Consider the following 23,087-nt stretch of genomic DNA (forward strand, 5'->3'; position numbering starts at 1 on the left):
GACGTGCCCGAAGTGGGCGTTTATCACCACAGGCAGGCCGGTATCAGTAGCCCATTGAGGTCGCAGGCCCCACTTGCTCAAGCTGAATTTGCCGTCGGGGATCCGATCAAGCGTATGGGCGATCACAATGCGATGGCCTAAGCCCGCGTTGTAGTTTGGCTCCGGCCACCGCTTGCGCTGGGTGCGCGAGTTCCAGCATAGCGAAGTGGCATAGTCGTTCAGTTCGCGACATTGGACGATCCGAGTACACATGATGGGCAACGTAGATAATGGCCCGCCATTCTAGAACGATCGTTCTACTGTGGGTTATTTCGGCCGATAAGCGTGATGGCGGTGCTCACCGGATTCGGGGTTGTGGAAATACATTGGAACCCCGCCGTTCGCCATGGCGCTAGTTGCTATCTCAGCCTTGTCGGCGACGCTGGCTTGACGCCGCCGGTACTGAAGCTGTCACATCGGGCGAAATTCTTATTAGAAACTTTTCTAATATAAGCGAACAAAAACAAAAAAGGCCACCTCCTCGCGGAGATGGCCTTAAGCATAACTATTTGAATCAACTGCATTATTTCTGGTGCCGCCGGCAGGAATCGAACTCGCGACCCCCTGATTACAAGTCAGGTGCTCTACCAACTGAGCTACAACGGCACACTTGAGGGGGCGAATAGTAGCATGGGTTTTTTAAAGGCTGCAATTGCTTTGTGTGCGCTGGTTTCAACGCAAAAAACTCAGGTCCGCAGCCGGCGGAACAATCTGTTGTTCCATGCCATGGGCGCCACTTTGTTCGATCTGTAATTCCACTTTATCCAGCACCGTTTCAAAACGTTGCGCTACGGCGACTTCGGCCACGGCGAAAATGGCGCTCAGGGTCAGGATGATGATGGCGGTGGTCTTTTGCATGATGGTCTCCAGTCAGGGCTTGGTTGAGCTGATGGAGGCCATTCTGGGCGGCGGGGCGGCCCGGCTGAACAAAACTGAATACTTCTGCAGTATGCCCAAAAATTCTTAATAAGCGTGCAGCGGCGCAGCACAAGAAAATGGCGCAATCGCTCCGCCCAGGCAGAGGCCGATTGCGCCCGGGCAAAGCTCAGTGCTGCGTTTGCATGGGCGGCACACCTTGGTCCGGGTTGGCCGGGTTGTCCCCTTTGTGCCAGACCGCGCCTTGCGAGCCATTCTGGTCGGCAAAGGCCGGGCTGACTGCGCCGGCGGCGGCGAGTGCAAGCAGCAAGCTCATGACGAGACGTTTCATCGTATTTTCTCCAGTGCATTGTTATCAGAAGGGCCGCGTCTGTTGGCGCGGTCATCCGTATATACGCAGCGCCAGCGGCACTGGATGCAGTACAGGCCGGAACATAGCCCGCTATGCTGCGGCTAAGCACACGCTAAGCCCGATACGCGACACTGCATCGTCTATCATGGCGCGGTGGTCCATGAACGTTGTCCTGGGTGCAAAGCATGCGAGTTCTGGTGGTAGAAGACGATCGGATGATCGGCGAGGCGGTGGTGCAGACGCTCAAAGATGCGGCCTATGCCGTGGATTGGGTACGCGATGGCGAGTCCGCCATGCAGGCTTTGCAAGCCAGTTGCTATGAGGTGCTGCTGCTGGATCTGGGCTTGCCCGGCCGCGACGGCATGCAGGTGCTGACGTGGTTGCGCCAGCGCGAAGACCCGGTCGGTGTGCTGATCGTCAGTGCGCGCGATGCGGTGGAAGACCGTATCGCCGGTCTCGACGCCGGCGCGGATGACTACATTCTCAAGCCTTTTGAAGTGGGCGAATTGCTGGCACGGATGCGTGCCGTGGCACGGCGCCAGAGCGGTGCGGGCGCGCCCACGCTAGGCAATGGCACGCTGGTGCTCGATCTGGCCACGCGTGAGGCCACTTATGCCGAGCGCACCTGTCGCCTATCCGCGCGCGAGTTCTCCTTGCTACAAGCCTTATTGATCCGCCCGGGTGCCATCCTGTCGCGCCAGCAACTGGAAGACCGCATTTACGGCTGGAATGAAGAGGTCGAAAGCAATGTGGTTGAATTTGTAATCCATAGCTTGCGCAAAAAACTTGGCAGCGACGTGATCAAAAACGTGCGCGGTCTGGGCTGGATGGTGGACAAAAATACGTGAAAAACTCGTTGCAATATCGTTTGTCGCTGTGGATGGCCACGTTTACCGTGCTGTTCGCGCTGGTGGCGACGTTGGTGTCCTACGTGTCTTTATATATAGAAGCGGCGCAAACGCAGGATGACCAGCTGCGCCAGATTTCTTTGCTGGCCATGCGCTATCACTTGCCGACGGTGGATGAAACGGATTTGAGCGGCCGCGGCGCCGAGGATTCAGAATCGAATGTGGTGATCCAGCATGAAGGTGAAACCGCCGCCGCCGATGCGTTGATCAAACCGTTGTCAGATGGCATGCAGACCGCGCACTGGCATGGCAAACACTGGCGCGTTTATATCGAGAGCGGCCCCGATGGCAAGCGGCTGGCGGTGGCACAGCAAACCATGGTGCGCGACGAGATCGCCCGCTTTGGCAGCATGCGCGGCCTGGTCACGCTGGTGCTGATGCTGCCTTTGCTGGTGGGCATGGTGGTGTTGATTATCCGGCGCACGCTGGAGCCGATCCGGCAGTCTACCGATCAACTGGATCAGCGCGATGACGGCAATCTGCAGCCGCTGGATGAGGCCACGATGGTGAGCGAGATCCGGCCGTTTGTGGGCGCCATCAACCGGCTGATGAACCGGCTGGCGACGGCATTACAGCAGCAGCGTTTGTTTATCGCCGACGCCGCGCATGAATTGCGCTCGCCGGTGACTGCGCTCACGGTGCAAGCGGAGAACCTGGCGCATAGCCAGCTGCCGCGCGAGAGCGCGGAGCGTCTGGCCGTTCTGCAATCCGGGCTGCAACGCACACGTTTGTTACTGGAACAATTATTAGGACTGGCGCGGCTGCAGGCAGCGGCCGTGGGCAATACGGTGTCGGTGTCGCTGGATGAGGCAACCCGCCGCACGGTCGAGGACATCATGGCGGCGGCGCTGGCGCGGCGGGTCGACCTGGGGTTTGGTCGACTGGAGGCGGTGGCGGTCCAGGCCATCGAAGTGGATGTGCGTACCTTGTGCCGTAACGCCATCGACAACGCCGTGCGCTATGCGCCCGAGGGGGGCGTGGTTACCGTCTCGGTCTATCGGGCGGAGGACGGCGCGGCGGTGTTTGAAGTGGAAGATAACGGCCCCGGCATCGCACCCGAACATCTGCAGCGGATTTTTGATCCCTTCTATCGCGTGCCCGGCAACGATGCCACGGGCAGTGGCCTGGGCCTGACCATCGTGCGCAATATTGCCGCACGCTACGGTGGCCAGATTACGCTCGGCCCGGCGGTCACCGGCGGTTTGCTGTTCCGTTTTACCCAGCCCACATAATCCCGCCGCGCTATAAGGTGCCGCCCTGGTGTGTATGCAATGCATCAGGGCGGTGCGCGGTTGAGACGAAAATGTAGTCGCTCCCCTAGAATTACATCTCAGCGATGCAGCTGACATCGCAGTAGATACGCGAACACGTCTTGTGGGTTTAGGGGAGTCAGTGATGTTGAATTCAATCCGGGGGCGGTTGCTGGCGCTGGTGGCGCTAGGCAGCGGGGTGGCGGGCATGGTCGCGGCGGGCATTGCCCAGGGCGGTTTACCCGGCGTTACAGTTGTAGCCAGTGCACTGGCAGTTACCTTGGTCAGCACGCTGGTGGTGGCTTTGGCTTCGGGCTGGATCATGCAGCCTTTGCGTCAGATCGAAAGTGTGCTGCAACAACTGGGACAAGGTTCGGCCGATTTGTCTCTGCGTTTTGCCGAGCGTGGTGAGACGGCCGCCATAGCCGCGCCGCTCAATCGTTTTGTCAGCGGCCAGCAATCACTACTGCGCGAAGTGCAGCGCGAAATGGAAGCGTTGGCGCTCAGCCTGCACGAGCTGACCGCCGTGACCGCGCAAATCTCGGCCGATACCCGCCAGCAATCCGACCATGCCGCCGCCTCGGCCGCGACGGTGGAGCAAATTACCGAAAGCATCTCGCGCATTGCCGATAGCGCCCGTGATGTCGACGAGGTGGTGTCCGAAACCCAAAGCATGTCCGGCCAGAGCGCCCATGCGGTGCAAAGTGTGTCAGACGAGGTCGAGCGCGTTGCCAGCGCCATGAGCGGCCTTGGCGGCACCATGAGCAATCTGAATACCAGCGCGGCGGAAATCAGCGGCATCGTCGGCGTGATCAAGGATATTGCCGGTCAGACCAATTTGCTGGCGCTCAACGCGGCGATTGAAGCCGCGCGCGCCGGCGAGCAAGGCCGGGGTTTTGCCGTGGTGGCCGATGAGGTGCGCAAGCTGGCTGAACGCACGCAAGCCGCCACCGTGGATATCGCGCGCCGTATTGAGTCGGTGAATACCGAAACCCACGCCGCCACCGACGATATGAGCCGTACTTCGGCGGGCGTGGCGCAGTCGGTAGAACGGGCCGGCGATGCCCGCGCCCACATGCTCGAAATCGCCGAGCGCATGAATGGCGTAGCGCAAGTGGTGCGGCAGATTGCGCAAGCCACGCAAGAGCAATCGTCGGCCACCGAAACCATGGCACGTGCGGCTGGACATATCAGCGATATGACGCAAGCGACCGATTCGGCGCTGACGCAAGCCACGCAAACGCTCAAGACCGTGGATGAGCGCGCCAAAGCCTTGCTGGAGGCAGTAGGCAAGTTTCAGCTGGCCGATATCGAGGTACTGCACTGGTGGTTGTCACGGAGCGAAGCGCGTGCGGTGTTCGAGTTAAAGACCCGGCTGAATCAGCGTAACCATCACTGGATGGATACGCCCGCGGGCAGCGGTGACCCGATGGCGGCGCTGAATGCACGGGTGCAGGCGGGCAAGGCGCCGACAGCAGCGGCAAACCGCATTATCAATATCGGCAAGTGGTCGCAGGCGGGCGCGCTGGCTGATCTGAACGAGCAAGCGCGCAGCGGCGGCTGGTCTAAGTTGCTGCCCGCCGTGTTTGACAAGATGATCCAGGTGGACGGCCATTACGTGGCCATTCCGCTGGGCGTGGCGCGGGTGAATACGGTGTGGGTTAATACGCGCCTGGTTCAGAAGGTAAGCGGCAGCCAGCCACGCAGCTGGCCGGAATTCCTTGCGCTGTGCGACAAGTTGCAACAGGCCGGCATCACGCCCTTGGCCATCGGCGAACAGGACTGGCAAATCGCCACCTTGCTGGAAACCATCCAGGCCGCGCAGGGCGCTGATTTTTATCGTGCCTGTTTTGTAGAGCGTGACGCCAGTGCGCTGGGTGGCAGCAAGATGGTCGAGGCGTTTGAGTTGTTCCGCAAACTCAAGCCGTATTGCACCGAAGACAAAGCCGGTCGCGACTGGAACCTGGCCACCGGCGACGTGCTGAACGGGCGTGCCGCCATGCAGATCATGGGCGATTGGGCCAAGCCGGAATTTATTCAGGCCGGCAAACAGCAGGGCAGCGATTACACCGGCTGGCCTGCGCCGAGCGCGCGCGGCGAGTTTTCGTTTGCCGCCGATGCGCTGATCATGTTCCGCCAACAAGAGCCGGCCAGGCAGGCGGCCCAGCGCGATCTGGTCGAACTGGTGATGAGCCAGGAAGGGCAGGAAGCGTTCAACTTGTTCAAGGGTAATATCCCGGCGCGCACCGACGTGCCCCTGGGCAAGTTCGACGGCTACTCGCGCCAGGCGGCGCAGGACTTTGCCCAGGCCGCCGGTGCCAATGTGCTGGTGCCGTCATGGGCGCACAGCCAGTGTCTGGCCGAAGCCGCGCGCGAAGGCTGCATGAAGGTCGCACGCGAGTTCTGGCGCTCGCCCGCAATGAGCGCCGCCGACGCCGCCCGCCAATTCGCCAACGCCGCGCGGGCGCAATAACCGCAGAGGCATAGGGTGGGGCTGGACCCACCCGGCAAAGCCAAAGAGAAGGGCTACCTCATTGAACTTCTCGGGCGTTGGTTTATTGCGGCACTTAAAACCAGCGAGAAGGTTTACCGCATCAAGCTTCTCATCGGCTTTGAGTGGTGGGTCTGGACCCACCCTATCGCAGGGTCGGAGCGCTGCTGACGCCGCACGCCAGGCATAGGGTGGGTCTAGACCCACCCGGCAAAGCCAAAGAGAAGGACTAACTCATTGATCTTCTCGGGCGTTGGTTTATCGCGGCACTTAAAACCAGCGAGAAGGTTTACCGCATCAAGCTTCTCATCGGCTTTGAGTGGTGGGTCTGGGCCCACCCTATGGCAGGATCGGATGAGCGCTGCTGACGCCGCACGCCAGGCATAGGGTGGGTCTGGACCCACCCGGCAAAGCCAAAGAGAAGGGCTAACTCATTGGTCTTCTCGGGGATTGGTTTATTGCGGCCCTTAAAACCAGCGAGAAGGTTTACTGCATCAAGCTTCTCATCGGCTTTGAGTGGTGGGTCTGGACCCACCCTATGGCAGGGTCGCTTTTAGCAGCAGCAGGTCGCGCCAGGCTTTGGCTTTGTCGGGCAGATTGCGCAGCAGATAGGCCGGGTGGTAGCTGACTACGACCGGGATGCCCTGGTAGTAATGTACTTCGCCGCGCAGCGCACTGACGGGCGCGTCGGTATTCAACAGCATCTGGATGGCGAAGCGGCCGACGGCAAAGATGACCTTGGGCTGCACCAACGCCACCTGGCGCTGCAGAAAGGGCGCGCAGCGTGCCACTTCGTCCGCTTGCGGATTGCGGTTGGCGGGAGGACGGCATTTGAGCACGTTGGCGATATAAACGCGCTCGCCGCGCGCCTCGCCGATCGCTTTGAGCATATTGTCGAGCAGCTTGCCGGCCGCGCCCACAAACGGCTCGCCACGGAGATCCTCTTCTTGCCCCGGCGCTTCGCCGATCACCATGATGTCGGCTTGCGGACTGCCCACGCCCGGCACCACTTGCGTGCGGCTGCCACTCAAGCCACAGGCCACGCAGCCCTGCATCGCCGCGTGCAAAGTCGGCCAATCCATCTGCGCGATTTCGAGGGCACGGGTGTCGGGGGTGGCGGCCTCGGCAAGTGCAGGCTCGGCGCGGGTTTCCACCAGCGGCACAATCGGCGCTTTGCGCAGCGGACGCTCCGTGGAAGTCGCTTCCAGCGCCGCAATGGCGTGCGTGGCGATCACCGGCGCGGTATCGACGGCGGGTACCGGCACAGCCGGATGCGGTGCATGTGCGACCGGTACGGGGGCGGGCGCAGTAACCGGGCCGTCGGTCAGTGGGGCAGGCACAAATTCGGTTGCCGCCAGCGACTGCCAATGCGCGCGCTCCAGCCAGAGCGGGCCAAGGCCGAGTTCATCCAGGATCTGTTCGCGCCGACTCATGGCTCAGTCCCGTTGCTGGGAGCATGCAGCGTAAAGGCGTAGTTGACGGCATCTTCGCGGCCGCCGTCGGTGCCGGGATAGTAGTCTTTGCGCAGGCCAATGCGCAGACCGCCCGCCTTGGCATACAGCGCTTGCGCGGCGGCATTGCCCGCGCGCACTTCCAGAAACAATTTAGCCACGTCGCGGCTGCGCAAGGCATTGATGACGGCGCTCAGCAATTGCGTGCCCAGGCCTTGGCGTTGCAGCGCGGGGTCGACCGCAATCAACAACAATTCAGCTTCGTCCAGCACCGTATTCGTCACGGCAAAACCAGCCAGCGCGCCATCACGGTCCAGCGCAATGCAGTCGTGCGCTTCCAGCGCTTGCTGCCATTGCGTGTGGCTCCATGGGTGCGGATTGGTGGCGTTATCCAGCGCCAATACCGCGTGGATATCCGAGCCCAGCAAGGCGCGCAGCTTTACTGTCATTTGGCCACCCGCTCGTGGGTTTTAAGCGCCACTTTGTCGCGCAGATAGAGCAAGGTGGCCTGATCCGCCGGCATGCCCTGGCCCGCCTCAAAGCGCGGCAAAGCCAGCGCCAGAATGTTGCGAGCATGCGGATAGGCATCGGGCATCGTATCAGCCAGTTGCGCGCCCAGACGTTGCTGCAACGTGTCGGCATAAGCGGCAAAGCCACTGCCCAGGCCCATCCAGCCGCTTTGCTCGGGCACGGGGATGGTATCGGGATTGAGCACATCGGCGGCGAAGATTTCGTGCCATTGCTCGCCTTCGCGCTGATACGCCGCGGTGTAGACCTGGTTCATGCGCGCATCAATGCAGATATAAGCCAGATCGCCGGGGCATTGCTGCGCCAGCGCTTCCAGCGTCGACACCCCCACCACCGGAATATCGAGCCCGAACGCCAGGCCCTGCGCAATGCCACAGCCGATGCGCAAACCGGTAAACGAACCGGGGCCCATGGCAAACGCCACGCCCGCCAGCTCAGCGCGCGTTACGCCAGCTTGCACCAGCAGTTGTTCGAGCGCGGGCAGCGTCAGTTCAGCATGCTTCTGGCCGACGTGTTCGGCGTGCAGAAACAAGCCTTCCGGCGTGTGCAACGCCAGCGACAGATGTTCGGTGGAGGTTTCAAGAGCGAGGTAACTGGGCATGGGGCGGAGGCTTTGATCGTGAGCCCGGATTTTAGCAGGTGTCGCCGCCCCGCGCGCGAGCGCAAGGCGGCGCACCATAGGGTGGGTCTCGACCCACCCATCAAAGCCGTACCCAGATGCTGCAATAGGGGCGTCTGGCCGGGTTTTGGGTGGTTTTGCCCCCGCCCACCACCCTGGCCACCCGCCGCGCTATGGCATACGGCTTTGATTAATGGGCCCAAACGCGGACGCCAAACCCCCGATCAGCCCGTAAACGGCATTTCAGTCTTGCTTTCCACGCCCTCAATATGGCCCGCAAACTCACGCGCAAACAGGCTGTCGCCGCTCAGCGTAATCACATAGTCATACCAGTCGTTGTTGGTGGGGAAGCTGCCGCCTATGGTTTGCCCGGCCGGCACGGTCACCGTCCAGACGCGGCCGCCGCTGCCGTCGGTGGGCACATTGCGGCGCTTGACGCTAAACACGGCCGCTGTGGTGGTCGACGCATTCACAAACGACAGCGCAATCGGCGCACCGGCCGCACCCAGCGTAATGGTCACTTCGGGCTCGGGCTGGTTCTGCCATGCGGTGGCGCTGATATTGCCGGCAAAACGGCGATAGAAGCGGTTGGGTCCATACAGGCTGATGTCGTATTTGCCGCCGCCGTAGGTGTTAACGCTGAAATAATCCTTGGCCTGCACGCCATCGCCAGTCACCTGATACCGCCAGGGGCCATCGGTGCGATAGGCGTTTACGTACGCCGTCATCATCACGTCTTGCGGGCCGTGGTTGGTCATATACACCCAGTAGCGGCCGGTGGAACGCTCCGCGCCGCCCCAGCCATTCAGCTGATACGGTTGCACGCGCGCCGGGCGTGGACCGGTTTCCTGGGTCGGCGCGGTGGTGGTGGCGATCGGTGTGGCGGCGGGCAGGTTTTTGCATTCCGTTGCGGCGGCCGCAGCCAGCGCGGCGGTGTCGGGCAGCGTGGGGAAAGCGTAGTCGCCCGCGTTAAAGTTGAAGGCGCTGGTCAGATCGCCGCACACCTTGCGCCGCCACGCGCTGATATTGGGTTCCTGCACGCCGGTCCAGGCTTCCAGAAAGCGCAGTGTGGAGGTGTGGTCGAACACTTCGCTGGCCACATACCCGCCCTTGGACCACGGCGAAATCGCCAGCGCCGGAATGCGCCCACCCAAGCCTATCGGCAAACCGTTAACAAACTCATCGGCGGTGCCGCTGGGCGCCACCGGCGACATTGCATGATCAAAAAAGCCGCCGTTCTCGTCGTACACCAGCAAGAACACGGTTTTTTCCCACACCTTGGGGTTGGCGGCGAGTGCGGTCAGAAACTGGTTCACGTAATTAGCGCCCGGATTGGGGCCATGGTCCGGGTGTTCGGATAGCGCGGTCGGGGCCAGAATCCACGACACCGCGGGCAACGTGTCATTGGCCACATCGTTGGCGAATGCGCTGGCGGCACGGCGTTGCATGCCGTTGATATACAAGGGCGAAGTGGTCGCGGCATTTTTGAAACTGTTAAACCACGCCAACGCGTTGTCGTCGAAATTATCGGTTTCCTGATAGACGCGCCAGCTGATGCCTGCGGCTTGCAAGCGCTCGGCGTAGGTGGTCCAGGTGTAGCCCTTTTCGCTGTTATCGATGACCGGGCCGCCGTTCTTGCCTTGCGGATCGATGGTGCCCGTCATCAGGTACAAGCGATTGGGGTTGGTCGGGCCCATCACCGAATGAAAATAATGGTCACAGGTGGTGAAATTGTCGGCCAGCGCGTAATGCCACGGGATATCCGCGCGGTTGAAATAGCCCATCGACAAGCCGCCCTTGGCGCTATACCACCTGGTCAGCTTGCCGTTGTCCCAGGCGGTGTGGCCCGAGGTCCAGTCATGCGCCACATCGGCGGCGCATTCGGCAGCCGTGGTTTTAAGGTTGTGATGAAACGGGCATTGGATGGTGCTGCCGCTCTTTTGATAAAACACATTGGCCACGCCATTGGCGGCGTTTTGCAGCAGCGGATGGTTGTCAGCAAAGCCAGACACGCCATTCAAGCTGCCAAAGTAGCTATCAAACGAGCGATTCTCTTGCGAGAAAATCACCACATGCGCGATCGAACCCAAAGTGCCGCTGCCCGCCGGGGCGGCCAGTACTTTCTGCAGGCCCGGTGGCAACATCGAAGTCGCTAAAGCGGCGCCGGCGGATTGCATAAAGCGGCGGCGGTTAAAAGGCTTGTTGTGCTGATCCATGGTCTCGTCTCCGTCCTCTGTGGGTCTGTATTTGCCTGGCCCGCAACGGGCTGGCGCCAGCGCAAGGTAGGCAGCGCAGATTGCGGATTTGTTAAGCAAAAACCGTCGGAAACCGACACTGACCAGCTGGTTATGGGGGCGATGTGTTGCGCAAAGTATCGCTGCGTAGCGCGCAAGCGCACGGACGTCTAGATGATCGTCAACCAGGCTGAAAACGCGGTGCACCAGCCAGGACTGCCCGACGGGCGGCGCTGCCGGTAGACTGCGTTGTTGGCACAAGCAACCCCGGGACGGAGTAATCGATGCAGAAAAACTGGTTGGCGATGATGGCGTTGGTAGTGGCAAGTTGGGCGCATGCAGGGTGTATCGATGCCTCGCGGCCGCTGTCGGTGGAAGAGCAGCGCCTGGCCAATACGGTGGTGCCAGGCGGCGTCGCGTTCTCGGCGCAAATCCTGCGCGCCAGTGGCTTTGATCAATACGGCCCGGCCTTTGCCAGCGCCTTGTGCCAGCAAACTTCGTTTGGCGCTGCTGACCAGTTCATCCGCCGTAGCGGCATTGCCTTGTGGCAAGCGGCACTCGACCGCGTGCAGGGCCGGGTGGTGCGGGGCGATTTGCCGCATGGCGATGACCGCATGCTGTATTGGTCGCGCTTGCAATTGACCGCAGCAGTGCGGCAATGGCAGCCCGGTTTCAAATTAAGCGAGGCGCAACGCGCGCAATTGCTGTGGACGCTGGAACGCGCCTCGCGCGGCCAATTCAGCATGCGGTTTCCATCCGGGGCGCAATATCGCCGCATCATCATCAGCGGCTTCGATCCGTTTACTTTGGGCAAGCCGGGCAGCGCAGATGCGCATGTGCGGATCGGCAATCCATCAGGCGCATTGGCATTGGCGCTGAATGGCCGCCAGATCACATTGAGCGATGGCAGCATCGCCGTAATCCAGACTTATTTATTGCCGGTCAATTACCAACCGTTCCGCGACGGCATGCAAGAACACACGCTGCTGCCCTTTATGCGCGGCCCCAATGCCGTGCAGGCTTCGATTACGGTGAGCCAGGGCGGTAAAGGCGAATTCTGGATTGAGCAATGGCATGGCCGTTATCACGCCACCAACTTTGCCGATAACCTCGGCGAAATCATTCCGCCTTTATTAGCGCACCAAGGCGATTCGGATATCTATCCGCCCAGTGATGTGTTGGGCTACAACGCCAAGCCGTGGCAACAAAACCAGCCGCCGCAATGGTTGGGCACCAGCTTGCCGGTGGCGGCCATGATCAACGCACACACCGGTGCAGGCATCGCCAATCCCTACGCGGGCGGCTTTGATGGATTTCCGGTGCTGTGGCATACCTCATTCAGCGCTTTTGCCGACTGCAATACCAATACCATTACGCATTTCAATGAAAAACAGGGCGGGCCTTATCCACCGGTGATTGCGCCCGTGATTCCAGCTGCGGATAGTTGCGCGCAAAGCGGGGGCGGTGGCAATTATCTGTCCAATGAAAGCGGCTATCGCAATGTCTTGCTGCGCGAAATACATAACCCCAAAATGCGGGCCGGACATTTGCATGTGCCGGTGATGACGGTATTTGATGCGCAAGATGGCAACGCGATAACCGACGCCACGTTTGAGCAATACCGCGACAGCATCGTGCAGCAAAGCACGCGTTTGATTGAGACGATTGCACAGGCGCTGCCGCAAGCGCAGTGCCCCTGTGCCCGCTCAGGGCGCGTCCTCGGCGCCGATGACGCTGCAGGCGAGGGCGGGGGCCGCTGCCTTGCCTGCCGTGCGTTCGGCGGCCGCGATCCGCGCGGGTGACAACAGCGGAATCAATGCCAGCGGCAGGATCAAGGCGCTGCCAAACCCCAGATACATAAGCACAAAGCCGAACTGGGTGGCGGCCCAGCCCCCGGCGATGCTGCCCAAGGGCAGCAAGCCCCACGCCATCAGCCGATAAAAAGCGTTGGCGCGTCCCTGGATGGGTGCGGGCACCACCGACTGCCGATACGAGACCGACAGGATGGCCCACGCTGACAGGTCCAGCCCCAGCAAAAACTGCGCAAATGCAGTGACCCAAAGATTCATGCCGAGCGGCGTGATCAGTATCGTCAGCGGAAGTGCGGCGATCAGCAGGCGCAGGCAGGTAGATAGTCCCAGCAAGCGGCGCGCCTTTTCGGTAAATAACGCGGCGAGCAGGCCGCCGCAGGCACCCGCCGTGGTCAGCAGCCCCAGCGTCCAGGCAGGGGCGCCTATGCCCTGCACCACAAACACCACAAACATGGCGTTGACGGCCTGCAGCGAAAAATTGACGTAGCCGGTGTTGAAGGCCAATAGCCGCAGGATGCGATGGCGGAGCACATAGTGCATGCCTTCCAGCATGCCACCCCATAGCGAGGGGGTCTGCAGTGGCAGTGCGCTTTCCAGCTGGCCCGATCCCGCAATGCGCCTGACCAGCAGCGCCGGTATCAAAAAGCAGACGCAGAGCACAGCAAAGGTCAGCGGAAAGCTGTAGGCGGCCAGAAATCCGCCCACGGGCGCGCCGATGAATTTGTTCATCAGCAACTCTGCGCCTTGTTGCCGGCTATTTGCGCCGGTCAGCGCGTTTTGATTGACCAGGCGCGGCAGCAGCGTCTGCATCGACATATCAAAAAAGACCTCTAGCGTACCGATCAGCAAGCCCACGCCCATCAAGATCTGTGGCGTGATCCGTTGCAACAAGGTCAGTACCACCAGCATCAGGCAGGCGCTCACGCGGATCAGATTGGCGCTGATCAGCACCCGCTTCAGATCCAGCCTGTCAATCAGTGCGCCTGCCGGAATGCTTAGTAGCAGCCACGGCAAAGTGCGACATGCCACGATCCAGCCGATGTCGACCGGCGAGGCGCTGAATTGCCGGGCCAGCAATGGAAACGCAACCACCGAAATCCCATCTGCCAGGCATGAGAACAGTGTGGCCATCCACAAGCGGTAGAAATCCCGCGTGAGGTTGTGATCAGGTTCTGTGCGGGCAAACAATGGCGATCTTCCTGTCGGCACGCTCGATCAAGCAGTTATCTGGCGAGCTGGCCGGTTATGCGTTTGATAGGCCGCCGCCGCATGCGCACGCTATGGCAGGGCAAAGCGGGGCATAGGCGCGGGGCACAATGGTTTTAGCCTTGGTATAAAACGGCTTGCGCGGGCTGATGCGCTACCTGTCCGATCGGGCAGTTGCCCACTACGAGGGCCTTCCATAAATTCGCTGCTATTGTATTTCTTGCTGCGTAAGTTGTAAGAAATTACAGGATATTTTTCCGGTTCGGGCTATCCCCGGCCATACAGACCCGATGCTGCAGCGGCACGCTTGTATTTGTATTGGTATATCCCGGCCCAGCGCCGACAAATCAATATAAATCGATCCCGGTGATTCAGATTGCAATTCTGCAAAGTCCGGTACCGCGTATTGCCCTATGTCGCATAAAACCGGGCGTATCAACCGCATCCCGTTTTTATCTTTATATCTGCGGTCCCGGCGATCAAAGCATCCCCTTAGGGTGAAATCGCCGCCGTCATTTAAAACAGTTTGCGAAACAGGTTTCGCAGCGGAGTTAAATATGAAGAAAACAACAAAGCTGAAGCAGCTGATCAATAGCAATGAGCTGACTTTCATTATGGAAGCGCATAGTGCATTGAGCGCCCGGATTGCGGAAGAAAGTGGTTTTCAGGCCTTGTGGGGTTCGGGTTTATCTATTTCTGCCTCCATGGGCTTGAGTGACCGCAACGAAGCCTCGTGGACTCAGGTCATGGATGTGGTTGATTTTATGGTTGATAACACCCAGGTGCCGATCCTGCTGGATGGTGATACCGGTTTTGGCAACTTTAATAATGTGCGCCGCCTGGTCAAGAAACTGTCGCAACGGAATGTGGCCGGCGTCTGCCTTGAAGACAAATTATTCCCCAAAGTGAATTCGTTTATTGGCGCGGGCCAGGATCTGGCCACCATCCAGGAGTTTTCCGGAAAACTGCGCGCGGCCAAGGATAGCCAGGAAGATGCCGATTTTTGCGTGGTGGCGCGGGTAGAGGCATTGATTAGCGGCTGCCCGATGGAAGAAGCCCTGAAACGGGCGGATGCTTATAGCGATGCCGGCGCTGATGCCATTCTGATTCATTCCAAAAAAGCCGATGGCGCCGAGATTCTTGAATTTTGTCGGCACTGGCAGCGCAATACACCGGTGATTATTGTGCCCACCAAGTATTACAACACCCCGACGGAAGCATTTCGCCAAGCCGGCGTTTCTTGCGTGATCTGGGCAAATCACAGTTTGCGTGCATCGATCAATGCAATTCGTGAAGTAACGCGCACGATTAAAAGCCAGGAATCAGTGGCCATTGTTGAAGACCGGATTGCCAGTCTGAATGAAGTTTTCAAGCTGACCAATGAATTTGAAGTGCAGGCGGCGGAAAAGAAATATCTGGAAGTGTAATTGCGTTCATTTTAATAACCCGTCTGCAATGAGCCCCCTATCATGCTATCGCCTCAAAGATTTGTAGATCAGCTCGTGCAATCCGGCGTCGCTTGCTTTACCGGCGTGCCATGCTCTTATCTGACCCCCTTGATCAACGAAGTCATAGGCCGCAACGAAACCCGCTATGTGATTGCGGCCAGCGAAGGCGAGGCGGTGTCGATTGCCGCAGGAATCTGGCTGACCGGCAAAACCGCCGTCGTGCTCTGCCAGAATTCCGGTCTGGGTAATATGGTCAATCCGCTCACCTCGTTGAATGAGCCGTTTGCAATTCCCGTGCTGCTGTTGATGACGTGGCGCGGGCGGCCGGGGACCAAAGACGAGCCGCAACATCGCCAGATGGGGCAGATCATGCCCGATCTGCTTGATACGCTGGACGTCGGCTGGGCGCTGTTGCCGGATGACGAGGCGGGTTCGCGCGCGGCCGTCGAGCATGCCCTGGCCTATATCGCCCGCGAACAACGGCCCTTCGCGCTGATTCTGGGGGGCGAAACCTTCAGCCCGGCAAACCCGAGTGGCGCCACCGCAGCCGAGGCGGCGTTTCTTCCTACGCGGCAGCAAGCCCTGACCACTTTTCTGGCGCATATAGACCCGGATGCCATGGTTATCGCCACTACCGGCAAGACCGGCCGGGAGCTGTTCACCATCGAGGACCGGCCGCAGCATCTTTATTGCGTTGGCTCCATGGGTTACGCCAGCGCCATCGCGCATGGTGTGGCGTTGGGCAGCGCAGGCCCGGTGTATGTGCTGGATGGCGACGGGGCCGCGCTGATGCATCTGGGCAATTTGGCGAGCATCGGCGCGAGCGCACCGGCCAATCTCACCCACATCATTCTCGATAACGGCAGCTATGACTCGACCGGCGGGCAGCGCACCGCCGCCGACGCGGTGGACTTTGTCCGGTTGGCGCTAGCCGCCGGGTATAGCGCCGCACGGCGCTGCGCCACGCTGGATGAATTTGCCGCTGCGCTGGCGCAACCCTGCGCCGGGCCACGCTTGCTGCACGTGCCGATTCAGGTGGGGTCGATGGCCACCCTCGGCCGTCCCACGCTTACCCCGGCCGCCGTGGCGCAGCGTTTTCGCCAGACGCTGGCGGGCAGCGCCGATGCGCCCCGCCTGGCTTGCGATACAGCGCTCGAAATTGCGCCTTGCTGATCGACCCGACCGTTTACCGATAAAACTGGGAAAAATCTCGTGAACACCACTGAACTGAAGCCCGACCACAGCCTTAACCCTGTGCTGACCGGCATGGCCGTTTATGCCTCCAAAGCCATTTCCTTGCAGGCCAAAAATAATCCGGATGTCGCCAATCTGAGTTTTGGTGAGCCCGTATTCGGGCCGCCCGAATATTTGCTGGAGGCCATTGCCAACGAAGATCTGTCTATCGCGCGTTTCCTCGACGCCGCCAAGCGTTACGAGTCGCCGCGCGGCAGTCTGGCTTTGCGCCAGGCGATCGCGCACTGGTATCTGGAACGCTACGGCCTGGTGCTGGATCCGGAATGCGAAATCATGGTGACGCACGGCGGGGTAGAGGCCATCACCCTGGCCTTGCTGAGCACTACCGCCGCGGGCGAGTCGGTGGCGATCAGCGACCCGTCCTACATGCTGTACGCCCGAACCATCCAGACGCTGGAGCGCAAGGTCAAACGCTTGACCCGGCCCGCTGGCGTGCATGAATACACCGCGATGCTGGCCGACCCGGCCGCACTGGACGGGGTAAAAACCATGATCATCAATTCGCCGGAAAACCCCAGCGGCTACATGCTCAGTGACGAGGACTGGCAGCAGGTTGCCCACGCCGCAAGTCGCAACGGCACGTGGATCATTCATGACGAAGTCTATGACGCAATGGCTTTTGAACGGCGCCATCGCCCGGCGCGCGCGGTAGAGGGGCTGGCCGATAACGCGATCATCATCAACAGTTTTTCCAAGAAATTTGGTCTGCCCGGCTTACGGATAGGCTGGCTGGTGGCGCCCGCCCCGGTGATCGAACAGGCGGCCAAGGCGCATGACTATCTGTACCTGGGCGTCAATATCCAGTACGAGCAAATCGCCACGCGCCTGTTGCGCGATGGTGCGCGTAGCCCCTGGCTGCAACAGGTGTCGAAAGACATGCGTGACCGCGCCACGGTGGCGCTGTCCACGCTTGGCGCCGAGGCTGGCTTTGCCTGGCCGCGCAAGCCCTTGGGCGCGATGTTCCTGTTTCCGGAGGTCAGCGCAATCTATCGCCGCATGCCGGAGCAGTTTCGTACGCCAGGCCTGCCCGTCGGTGACGCTGTCGCCCGCTATCTGATGGACGAGGTGGGGGTGGCGGTGGTGCCAGGCTCGGTCTACGGGCCCGCCAGCAATAACCATGTGCGGATGGTCTTGTGCACGCCGCAGGAAGAATTCGAGCGCGCCTTGCAGCGGCTGGCGGCCCTGCGCTAAAGCCCTGGGCCCCGACGTCGGGGCCGTCCTCAGCCAGCAGATAAGGCAGACATGGAACAACTCAAAGCACAGTTTCATCAAGCGGGCTACGTGCATCAATCAGCGCAGCAAAGCGGCCTCGACCTGGCACCGTTGCGTGCCGAGCATGACCGCCTTGAACTGGCGGCGCAGGCCGCTTTGCTCAATCATGCGGCCACTCCGCCCAGCACGCTGATTGCGGTGGCAGAAGCCCGCGACCGGCAGCAGCTGTGCCGCTTTGAACATATCGCGGGAAGCTCGCCGTTTTTCCGGCACCAGGTGGTGGGCGCGCTGCAAAGCGTGGCCGAGGCGCTGGTGGGCGCGCCGCTGCTGCTGTTTAAAGACAAATGCAATCTGAAACGACCCGGAGGCGGCGGGTTTGCGCCGCACCAGGATATTACGGCCTACCGCCACTTTGATAGCTCGTTTCATATCACGGCCGCACTGATGCTGGAACCCGCCACCGCCCGCAATGGCGCCCTCGAAATGGCCGCGCCCGGTTGGGCGAAGGGGCAGCACGACACACTGATAAACACACCACGTGGACGTCTGCCCGTGCTGCCCAGCTATGTGGGTGGGGCCAGAAATGGCGATATCCGGGACGAGTTCGCCGCCACCATGCACTGGAATCTGCTTGAGGCAGCGCCCGGAGATATTGTGTTCTTCGATTCGTTTGTGCCGCATCGCTCGGCCGAAAACCGCTCGGACCACACCCGCCGCATCCTGTTTTTTACCTTCAGCCTGCAGGCGGAGGGCGAGCGCTACGCACCGTATTACCGCGCCAAGCGCGAGCAGCCCGGCCATCCGATGTTCCATGTGTCGACGCCGACTTTGCACGATGCGCTGACCTGAAGCGCAGCGGGTGCGCACCCGCTGCCCCGACCCTTGCCACCCGGAAACCCTATGAGCACTCCTGACCGGCTTTTTACGCCCGGCCCTTTGAATACCAGTTCGAGCGTGCGCGCTGCCGCGGCCGCCGATCTGGGCTCAAGGACGCCTGCAGCGATCACATTGACGCAGAATTTGCAGCACGCCATAGCCAGGATTGCCGGCCTCGGCGACGCGCACAGCGTGGTGCCCATCCAGGGCAGCGGCACGTTTGCGGTCGAGGCCATGTTGACCAGTTTGCTGGACGCGCACAGCCACGTCCTGATCATCGAGAACGGCGTATATAGCGCCCGCATGACAGAGATCTGCCGCATCCACCGCATCTCGCACGAGGTGCTGCGGCTGGATCCGTATCAGGCGCTCGACCTTGTGCTGGTGGAGCAGCGCCTGCAGCAGAGCGGGCACATCACCCATCTGGCGGCCGTCCATTTTGAAACTGCCCTCGGCGTGCTGAACGATCTGGAAGGACTGTCGCGCCTGGCCGTACAGCATGGCGCACTGCTGTTGCTGGATGTCATCAGCACCTTTGGCGCCATGGCCTTGAATATCGAGCCGCGGCGGATTGCGGGCATGGCCTTGTCGGCCAACAAATGTCTGCATGGTTTGCCGGGTGTGGCCTTTGTGATTGCGCGGACTGACCTGCTGTTGCAGAACAACGCGCCGCGCTCGCTCAGCCTTGATCTCAAAGCGCAATGGCTGGGTTTGCAGCAAGACGGGCAATGGCGTTTTACGCCGCCGCTGCAAGTGTTGCTGGCGCTGCAACAAGCAATTCAGGAATACGAGCAACACGGTGGCCAGGCCGCCAGGCTAAAGACCTACGCGCTGCGGGCGGAACATTTGCTGGCGGGCATGCGGCAAATCGGCTTTGCCCCGGTGATCGCCGCGCAATATCGCGCCCCGATCATCATGACGTTTCAAGCCGCGCCCGGGGTGATGCTGCCCATGGACCAGCTCCATGCCTGGCTGGCGCAGCAAGGGCTGCATATCTATCCGACCAGACACGCCAATCCGCATTCGTTTCGGGTGGGGGTGATCGGCGAGTTGAGCATGCTGGATATCGATGAGCTGGTCGCAGCGCTGGCGCGTTTTGTCGCGCTCGCGGCCACCGAGGGGCGCGAGCCTGATCCGAGGTGCGAAACAGTATGCCCACACTAAACCAGTACTTGCAGCAAGCGCCGGCGCAGTCTTCCAAGGCCATCGCGCAGGCGGCCAAGGCGAATCCGCAGATCCTGAACCTGAGCATAGGCGAACCGGACTTTGCCTTGCCGCAGCAGGTGCTGGATGCCGTGGCGGCTGAAGATCTGCAGCTTGCACCGCTGTTGCAAGGGCTCAAAGCCTACGAACATTCCTGCGGCGCTTTGACGCTGCGGCGCGCCATCGCAGCGTGGTATGCGCAGCGCTACGGCCTGCAGATTGACCCCGAGCAAGAAATCCTGGTGACCCATGGCGGCATGCAGGCGCTGAACGTGGCGCTGCTGTGCGTGACCAATCCTGGCGATGAAGTCCAGCTGAGCGATCCTGGCTACACCTTGTACGATCGCGCCATTCATTTGATGGGGCGGCGCGTAAGGCGCTATCGCCGGGCGGCGGCGGAACATGAGTTTCTGGACTTCAGCATCGCCGCCTCCAGCCAGGCTGTGCTGCTTAACTCGCCGGAAAATCCCACTGGTTACGTCAGCAGTGCGGCAGATTGGGCGCGGATTCAGAGCGAGGTGGCGCGCGCCGGTTGCTGGCTGGTGCACGACGAAGTCTATGACACGCTGGCGCTGAGCCGCCCGCACCAGCCGGCATGGGCACATGCGGGCTTGCGCGAGCGCTCGCTCCTGGTCAACAGCTGCTCAAAGAAGTTCGGGGTGCCAGGCTTGCGCATAGGCTGGCTGATCGCCGCGCCAGAAGTGATCGCCTTGGCGGCGCGCGTGCATGAGTCGATGTGTTTGAGCGTAAACCCGTGGGCGCAACGCATTGCGACGCGGCTGTTGACAGACCCTGGCCTGAGCACCTGGTGCGAGCACAACGCGCAGACATTGCGGGAGCGCAATCTGTACGCCCTGAATGCGCTCGGGCCCGCCAGCGGTTTCGCCTGGAACCGCACGCCGCGCGGGGGCATGTTTCTGTTTCCCGAGGTCAGTGCGATCTATCAAAACCTGCCCGCGGCATACGCCGGTTCTGACGTTTCGGCGTCAGACGCGGTGGCGAAATATCTGTTGCAGGCGCACGAAATCGCCGTGGTTCCCGGCGACTTGTATGGCCAGGCAGGCGCCGGACATATCCGCTTGACCAATTGTGGCGACGGCGCGGTATTTCAGCGCGCTATTTCCCGCATGGCGGAAATACATAAAGCAATCTGGGCGTGATGCCCATCCAGAACCCAAAAAGGTTTTTGCGGAGTCGACAATGACAGAAAAGCTGGATCCCCGTGTGTTTGAAATTGCGGACTGCTGGCTGCAGGCCACAGGCTATCAGCCTGCTTTTGATGCCTATAACCAGCGCTTGCAACAGATTTTTAATGGCAAATGGCCGGTATGTTATCCGCCACCGGTATTCAAGGCTGGTTACGTTGCGCAAATAGGCGATATTGCGCGGCAATTGCTGGAACTGGTGTTTCAGATTCCCGAGCGGATTTTTGCCGGGGATTTGCAGAAAATGCTGCAAGCGCAAGGATTGCCGCAATCCCGGGTCGAATATTTTTTGCAGGCCGCCTCGCCGCGCCAATTGGGGCGGGCTCGATTACTGGCGCGACCCGATGCAATTCTGACCGAGCGTGGATTCCAGTTTGTCGAAATGAATGTCACGCCCTCACTCGGCGGCCTCGGCTCCACCAACCGCTGCGCGCGTAGCTTTGAAAGCGATGCGCTGTATCACGCTATTGCGCAATCAGGCGTGGCGCTGAGCAAGCCGGATATCAATCAGCACTGGGGCGCCATGATGCGCGCGCAATGCCAGACATGGTCGCCGCAGCGCGCCACTGTTTTGCTGGAGCTGCTGGATAATCCGGCCGAGCAGCCGGAATTGAATTTTGCGTGGCCTGATTTTATCAATATGGTTAAAGAAAGCGGATTCGAGGTCATTACCGGCAATACCGGCGAATTGACCATCGATGCCAGCGGCGTGTATTGCCGCGGCAAAAAGGTGGACGTGGTTTATACCGATTTTGTGTACGCCGAGCAAATGCAATATCAGGTCGATGCGCAAATCATTGCCGATCTGGCCACAGCCGAAGCAAACGGATTAATTGATTTTATTGGCTCGCCAGCCGCGTGTGCCATCTATGACAACAAAATCAATCTGGCCTTTTTAAGCAGCCCGCAATATCGCCACTATTTTACGGCGCAGGAAGCGGCACTGATTGATCAATATATACCGCCCTCTTTTATTCTCAATAAAGAAACGTTGCCGCTGGCTTTGGCACAACGGCAACGTTTTGTCGTTAAACCCGGGTTGGGACTATGCGGTTTTGGCGTGGAATTTGGCAAAAACCATGACGACGCCTCGTGGCAGCGCTTGCTGGAACAATTGGTGGCAGCCGAGGAACCGTATTTGTTGCAACAGCTGATCGAAGACATCTGGACCTACACGCTGGCGGCGTGGCAAGGCGCAAACCGGATGATCTGCATGGGCTCCATCGTGCTGGATGGTCAATACAGCGGCACTTTTGTGCGGGAAGACTGGTACGACGGCGTGCCGATTGCGGTCAACCTGGCCCAGGGCAGCAGCTTTACGGTCGGCTTTGAGGCGGCATAAGCCAGCCTTGTTACGCAGCGTTTTTTACGGAGTTCGCAGCATGTACATCGCTTGTTTAATGGCTGGCATAGGCAGCCGGCTTGCCCCCCTGACCACGCATTGCCATAAGGCGACGCTGGACGTGGCCGGTCAATCGCTGATCGCGCGGCAACTGGCGCATTTTGCCGCGGCGGGGCTGGCTGACGCCACCTTCGTGCTGGGCCATGGTGCCGCCGAGCTGGCCGTGCAGATCGCCCATGGTTTTGCCAAACAGCCGTTTCGTCTGATCAATAACCCGCACTACGTCACCCGCAATCTGGACTGGAGTGCCTGGCTGGCCTTATCGAGCGTGCAAGACGATGTGATTTATTTTGAAGGCGATTTGCTGGTGCCGCCGTCGCTACTGCGCCAACTTGCGGCCAGCCCGGCGGATATCTGCATCGCGGTTGATTCCTTAAGCCAGAGTCCCTCCATCGACACGGTGGCCTACGCCGCGCAAGGCAAGGTGGCGGCGCTGCAGTTTGTCGAGCACGGCCGCGCACAACTGCAGCGCGCTGATGGCGCATTGGGCGAGCTGATCTGCACGGTCAAGCTCAGCAATCGCGCCCGCCAGTTTGTGGTGGATGCGCTGGCGCGGCTGGACTACACCGGGCCGATGCAGCTGTACCAGATTCTGGAGCGCGCCTTTGCCCGCTTTGACACCTCTTATGTGGATGCCGAGGGCCGCCCGTGGGTGGAGATCGATAACGCTGGCGACCTGGCGCGTGCGCGCGATCTGGCTGCCGCCATTGCCGCCGCCTGAG

At 60.5% G+C, this 23,087-nt stretch carries 20 protein-coding genes and 1 tRNA gene; 12 read left to right on the forward strand and 9 right to left on the reverse strand.

From position 1 onward, the window contains the following. The 4 genes from ACYQ1A_RS06320 to ACYQ1A_RS06335 form a co-directional block, all read right to left on the reverse strand. Positions 1 to 252: SOS response-associated peptidase family protein (locus tag ACYQ1A_RS06320; RefSeq protein ID WP_499361091.1), on the reverse strand; the 252-nt coding region annotated here is incomplete at its 3' end. 317 nt (positions 253 to 569) lie between these two features. Then, positions 570 to 645 (reverse strand) — tRNA-Thr (locus ACYQ1A_RS06325). Between the two features lie 66 nt (positions 646 to 711). Continuing rightward, positions 712 to 897 carry a hypothetical protein gene (locus ACYQ1A_RS06330; RefSeq protein ID WP_499361093.1) on the reverse strand — a complete coding sequence of 62 codons (186 nt, stop codon included), beginning with the start codon at positions 895 to 897 and terminating at the stop codon, positions 712 to 714. Between the two features lie 187 nt (positions 898 to 1,084). Further along, positions 1,085 to 1,246 carry a hypothetical protein gene (locus ACYQ1A_RS06335; protein ID WP_499361094.1) on the reverse strand — a complete coding sequence of 54 codons (162 nt, stop codon included), beginning with the start codon at positions 1,244 to 1,246 and terminating at the stop codon, positions 1,085 to 1,087. A 206-nt stretch (positions 1,247 to 1,452) separates the two neighbouring features. Between ACYQ1A_RS06335 and ACYQ1A_RS06340 the strand changes: the two genes are divergently transcribed. From ACYQ1A_RS06340 to ACYQ1A_RS06350, 3 genes are all read left to right on the forward strand, one after another. Continuing rightward, positions 1,453 to 2,115 carry a response regulator transcription factor gene (locus ACYQ1A_RS06340; RefSeq protein ID WP_499361095.1) on the forward strand — a complete coding sequence of 221 codons (663 nt, stop codon included), beginning with the start codon at positions 1,453 to 1,455 and terminating at the stop codon, positions 2,113 to 2,115. Beyond that, positions 2,112 to 3,407 (forward strand): ATP-binding protein, encoded by a 1,296-nt coding sequence (locus ACYQ1A_RS06345; RefSeq protein ID WP_499361097.1) that lies wholly within the window; start codon positions 2,112 to 2,114, stop codon positions 3,405 to 3,407. Before ACYQ1A_RS06340 ends, ACYQ1A_RS06345 begins: the two co-directional genes overlap by 4 nt. Before the next feature lie 163 nt (positions 3,408 to 3,570). Beyond that, positions 3,571 to 5,898, forward strand: coding sequence for an extracellular solute-binding protein (locus ACYQ1A_RS06350; RefSeq protein ID WP_499361099.1), 2,328 nt, complete (start codon positions 3,571 to 3,573; stop codon positions 5,896 to 5,898). Between the two features lie 554 nt (positions 5,899 to 6,452). Here the strand turns inward: ACYQ1A_RS06350 and ACYQ1A_RS06355 are convergent. From ACYQ1A_RS06355 to ACYQ1A_RS06370, 4 genes are all read right to left on the reverse strand, one after another. Beyond that, on the reverse strand, positions 6,453 to 7,349 hold the full coding sequence (locus ACYQ1A_RS06355) for a uracil-DNA glycosylase (protein WP_499361101.1): 897 nt from the start codon (positions 7,347 to 7,349) through the stop codon (positions 6,453 to 6,455). Next, positions 7,346 to 7,816 (reverse strand): ribosomal protein S18-alanine N-acetyltransferase, encoded by a 471-nt coding sequence (gene rimI / locus ACYQ1A_RS06360; RefSeq protein ID WP_499361103.1) that lies wholly within the window; start codon positions 7,814 to 7,816, stop codon positions 7,346 to 7,348. The genes ACYQ1A_RS06355 and rimI overlap by 4 nt, the downstream gene beginning before the upstream one ends. Further along, positions 7,813 to 8,496, reverse strand: a complete 684-nt coding sequence (tsaB, locus tag ACYQ1A_RS06365; RefSeq protein ID WP_499361104.1) for a tRNA (adenosine(37)-N6)-threonylcarbamoyltransferase complex dimerization subunit type 1 TsaB — start codon at positions 8,494 to 8,496, stop codon at positions 7,813 to 7,815. Before tsaB ends, rimI begins: the two co-directional genes overlap by 4 nt. Before the next feature lie 242 nt (positions 8,497 to 8,738). Beyond that, positions 8,739 to 10,730 carry a phosphocholine-specific phospholipase C gene (locus ACYQ1A_RS06370; protein WP_499361105.1) on the reverse strand — a complete coding sequence of 664 codons (1,992 nt, stop codon included), beginning with the start codon at positions 10,728 to 10,730 and terminating at the stop codon, positions 8,739 to 8,741. 302 nt (positions 10,731 to 11,032) lie between these two features. Between ACYQ1A_RS06370 and ACYQ1A_RS06375 the strand changes: the two genes are divergently transcribed. Continuing rightward, positions 11,033 to 12,550 carry a PA0049 C-terminal domain-containing protein gene (locus ACYQ1A_RS06375; protein ID WP_499361107.1) on the forward strand — a complete coding sequence of 506 codons (1,518 nt, stop codon included), beginning with the start codon at positions 11,033 to 11,035 and terminating at the stop codon, positions 12,548 to 12,550. Here the strand turns inward: ACYQ1A_RS06375 and ACYQ1A_RS06380 are convergent. Further along, a complete protein-coding gene (locus ACYQ1A_RS06380; RefSeq protein WP_499361108.1) occupies positions 12,455 to 13,747 on the reverse strand; it encodes an MFS transporter in 1,293 nt (430 codons plus the stop codon). The genes ACYQ1A_RS06375 and ACYQ1A_RS06380 overlap by 96 nt on opposite strands. Positions 13,748 to 14,178: 431 nt before the next feature. On the opposite strand from ACYQ1A_RS06380, the gene aepX reads away from it, so the two are divergent. The 8 genes from aepX to ACYQ1A_RS06420 are packed head-to-tail and all read left to right on the forward strand — an operon-like array spanning position 14,179 to position 23,086. Further along, positions 14,179 to 15,192: a phosphoenolpyruvate mutase gene (gene aepX / locus ACYQ1A_RS06385; RefSeq protein ID WP_499361109.1), complete on the forward strand. Its 1,014-nt coding sequence runs from the start codon at positions 14,179 to 14,181 to the stop codon at positions 15,190 to 15,192. Positions 15,193 to 15,234: 42 nt separating this feature from the next. Then, complete coding sequence (gene aepY / locus ACYQ1A_RS06390) at positions 15,235 to 16,386, forward strand: phosphonopyruvate decarboxylase (protein ID WP_499361111.1); 1,152 nt, start codon at positions 15,235 to 15,237, stop codon at positions 16,384 to 16,386. 39 nt (positions 16,387 to 16,425) lie between these two features. Beyond that, positions 16,426 to 17,658 (forward strand): pyridoxal phosphate-dependent aminotransferase, encoded by a 1,233-nt coding sequence (locus tag ACYQ1A_RS06395; RefSeq protein WP_499361112.1) that lies wholly within the window; start codon positions 16,426 to 16,428, stop codon positions 17,656 to 17,658. Positions 17,659 to 17,709: 51 nt separating this feature from the next. Next, on the forward strand, positions 17,710 to 18,528 hold the full coding sequence (locus ACYQ1A_RS06400; RefSeq protein WP_499361113.1) for a phytanoyl-CoA dioxygenase family protein: 819 nt from the start codon (positions 17,710 to 17,712) through the stop codon (positions 18,526 to 18,528). Positions 18,529 to 18,579: 51 nt separating this feature from the next. After that, the gene (locus ACYQ1A_RS06405; RefSeq protein ID WP_499361114.1) at positions 18,580 to 19,719 is read left to right on the forward strand and encodes a 2-aminoethylphosphonate--pyruvate transaminase; all 1,140 of its coding nucleotides are present in this window, start codon (positions 18,580 to 18,582) and stop codon (positions 19,717 to 19,719) included. Beyond that, entirely contained in the window at positions 19,707 to 20,918 is a 1,212-nt protein-coding gene (locus tag ACYQ1A_RS06410; RefSeq protein WP_499361115.1) for a pyridoxal phosphate-dependent aminotransferase, read from the forward strand. Before ACYQ1A_RS06405 ends, ACYQ1A_RS06410 begins: the two co-directional genes overlap by 13 nt. A gap of 40 nt (positions 20,919 to 20,958) precedes the next feature. Next, the gene (locus tag ACYQ1A_RS06415) at positions 20,959 to 22,305 is read left to right on the forward strand and encodes a hypothetical protein (RefSeq protein WP_499361116.1); all 1,347 of its coding nucleotides are present in this window, start codon (positions 20,959 to 20,961) and stop codon (positions 22,303 to 22,305) included. Positions 22,306 to 22,345: 40 nt separating this feature from the next. After that, entirely contained in the window at positions 22,346 to 23,086 is a 741-nt protein-coding gene (locus ACYQ1A_RS06420) for a phosphocholine cytidylyltransferase family protein (RefSeq protein ID WP_499361117.1), read from the forward strand. The last annotated feature ends 1 nt before the right edge of the window (position 23,087 follow it).

The sequence above is a fragment of the Silvimonas sp. JCM 19000 genome (assembly GCF_054652575.1).

Excerpts from the sequence above, each read along its gene's own strand:
- ACYQ1A_RS06330 (WP_499361093.1), bottom strand. The coding sequence starts at position 897 with ATGCAAAAGACCACCGCCATCATCATCCTGACCCTGAGCGCCATTTTC.
- ACYQ1A_RS06375 (WP_499361107.1), top strand. The coding sequence starts at position 11,033 with ATGCAGAAAAACTGGTTGGCGATGATGGCGTTGGTAGTGGCAAGTTGG.
- ACYQ1A_RS06350 (WP_499361099.1), top strand. The coding sequence starts at position 3,571 with ATGTTGAATTCAATCCGGGGGCGGTTGCTGGCGCTGGTGGCGCTAGGC.
- tsaB (WP_499361104.1), bottom strand. The coding sequence starts at position 8,496 with ATGCCCAGTTACCTCGCTCTTGAAACCTCCACCGAACATCTGTCGCTG.
- ACYQ1A_RS06370 (WP_499361105.1), bottom strand. The coding sequence starts at position 10,730 with ATGGATCAGCACAACAAGCCTTTTAACCGCCGCCGCTTTATGCAATCC.
- ACYQ1A_RS06355 (WP_499361101.1), bottom strand. The coding sequence starts at position 7,349 with ATGAGTCGGCGCGAACAGATCCTGGATGAACTCGGCCTTGGCCCGCTC.
- ACYQ1A_RS06410 (WP_499361115.1), top strand. The coding sequence starts at position 19,707 with ATGCCCACACTAAACCAGTACTTGCAGCAAGCGCCGGCGCAGTCTTCC.
- ACYQ1A_RS06420 (WP_499361117.1), top strand. The coding sequence starts at position 22,346 with ATGTACATCGCTTGTTTAATGGCTGGCATAGGCAGCCGGCTTGCCCCC.
- aepY (WP_499361111.1), top strand. The coding sequence starts at position 15,235 with ATGCTATCGCCTCAAAGATTTGTAGATCAGCTCGTGCAATCCGGCGTC.
- ACYQ1A_RS06415 (WP_499361116.1), top strand. The coding sequence starts at position 20,959 with ATGACAGAAAAGCTGGATCCCCGTGTGTTTGAAATTGCGGACTGCTGG.
- aepX (WP_499361109.1), top strand. The coding sequence starts at position 14,179 with ATGTCGCATAAAACCGGGCGTATCAACCGCATCCCGTTTTTATCTTTA.
- ACYQ1A_RS06405 (WP_499361114.1), top strand. The coding sequence starts at position 18,580 with ATGAGCACTCCTGACCGGCTTTTTACGCCCGGCCCTTTGAATACCAGT.
- ACYQ1A_RS06335 (WP_499361094.1), bottom strand. The coding sequence starts at position 1,246 with ATGAAACGTCTCGTCATGAGCTTGCTGCTTGCACTCGCCGCCGCCGGC.
- ACYQ1A_RS06400 (WP_499361113.1), top strand. The coding sequence starts at position 17,710 with ATGGAACAACTCAAAGCACAGTTTCATCAAGCGGGCTACGTGCATCAA.
- ACYQ1A_RS06340 (WP_499361095.1), top strand. The coding sequence starts at position 1,453 with ATGCGAGTTCTGGTGGTAGAAGACGATCGGATGATCGGCGAGGCGGTG.
- rimI (WP_499361103.1), bottom strand. The coding sequence starts at position 7,816 with ATGACAGTAAAGCTGCGCGCCTTGCTGGGCTCGGATATCCACGCGGTA.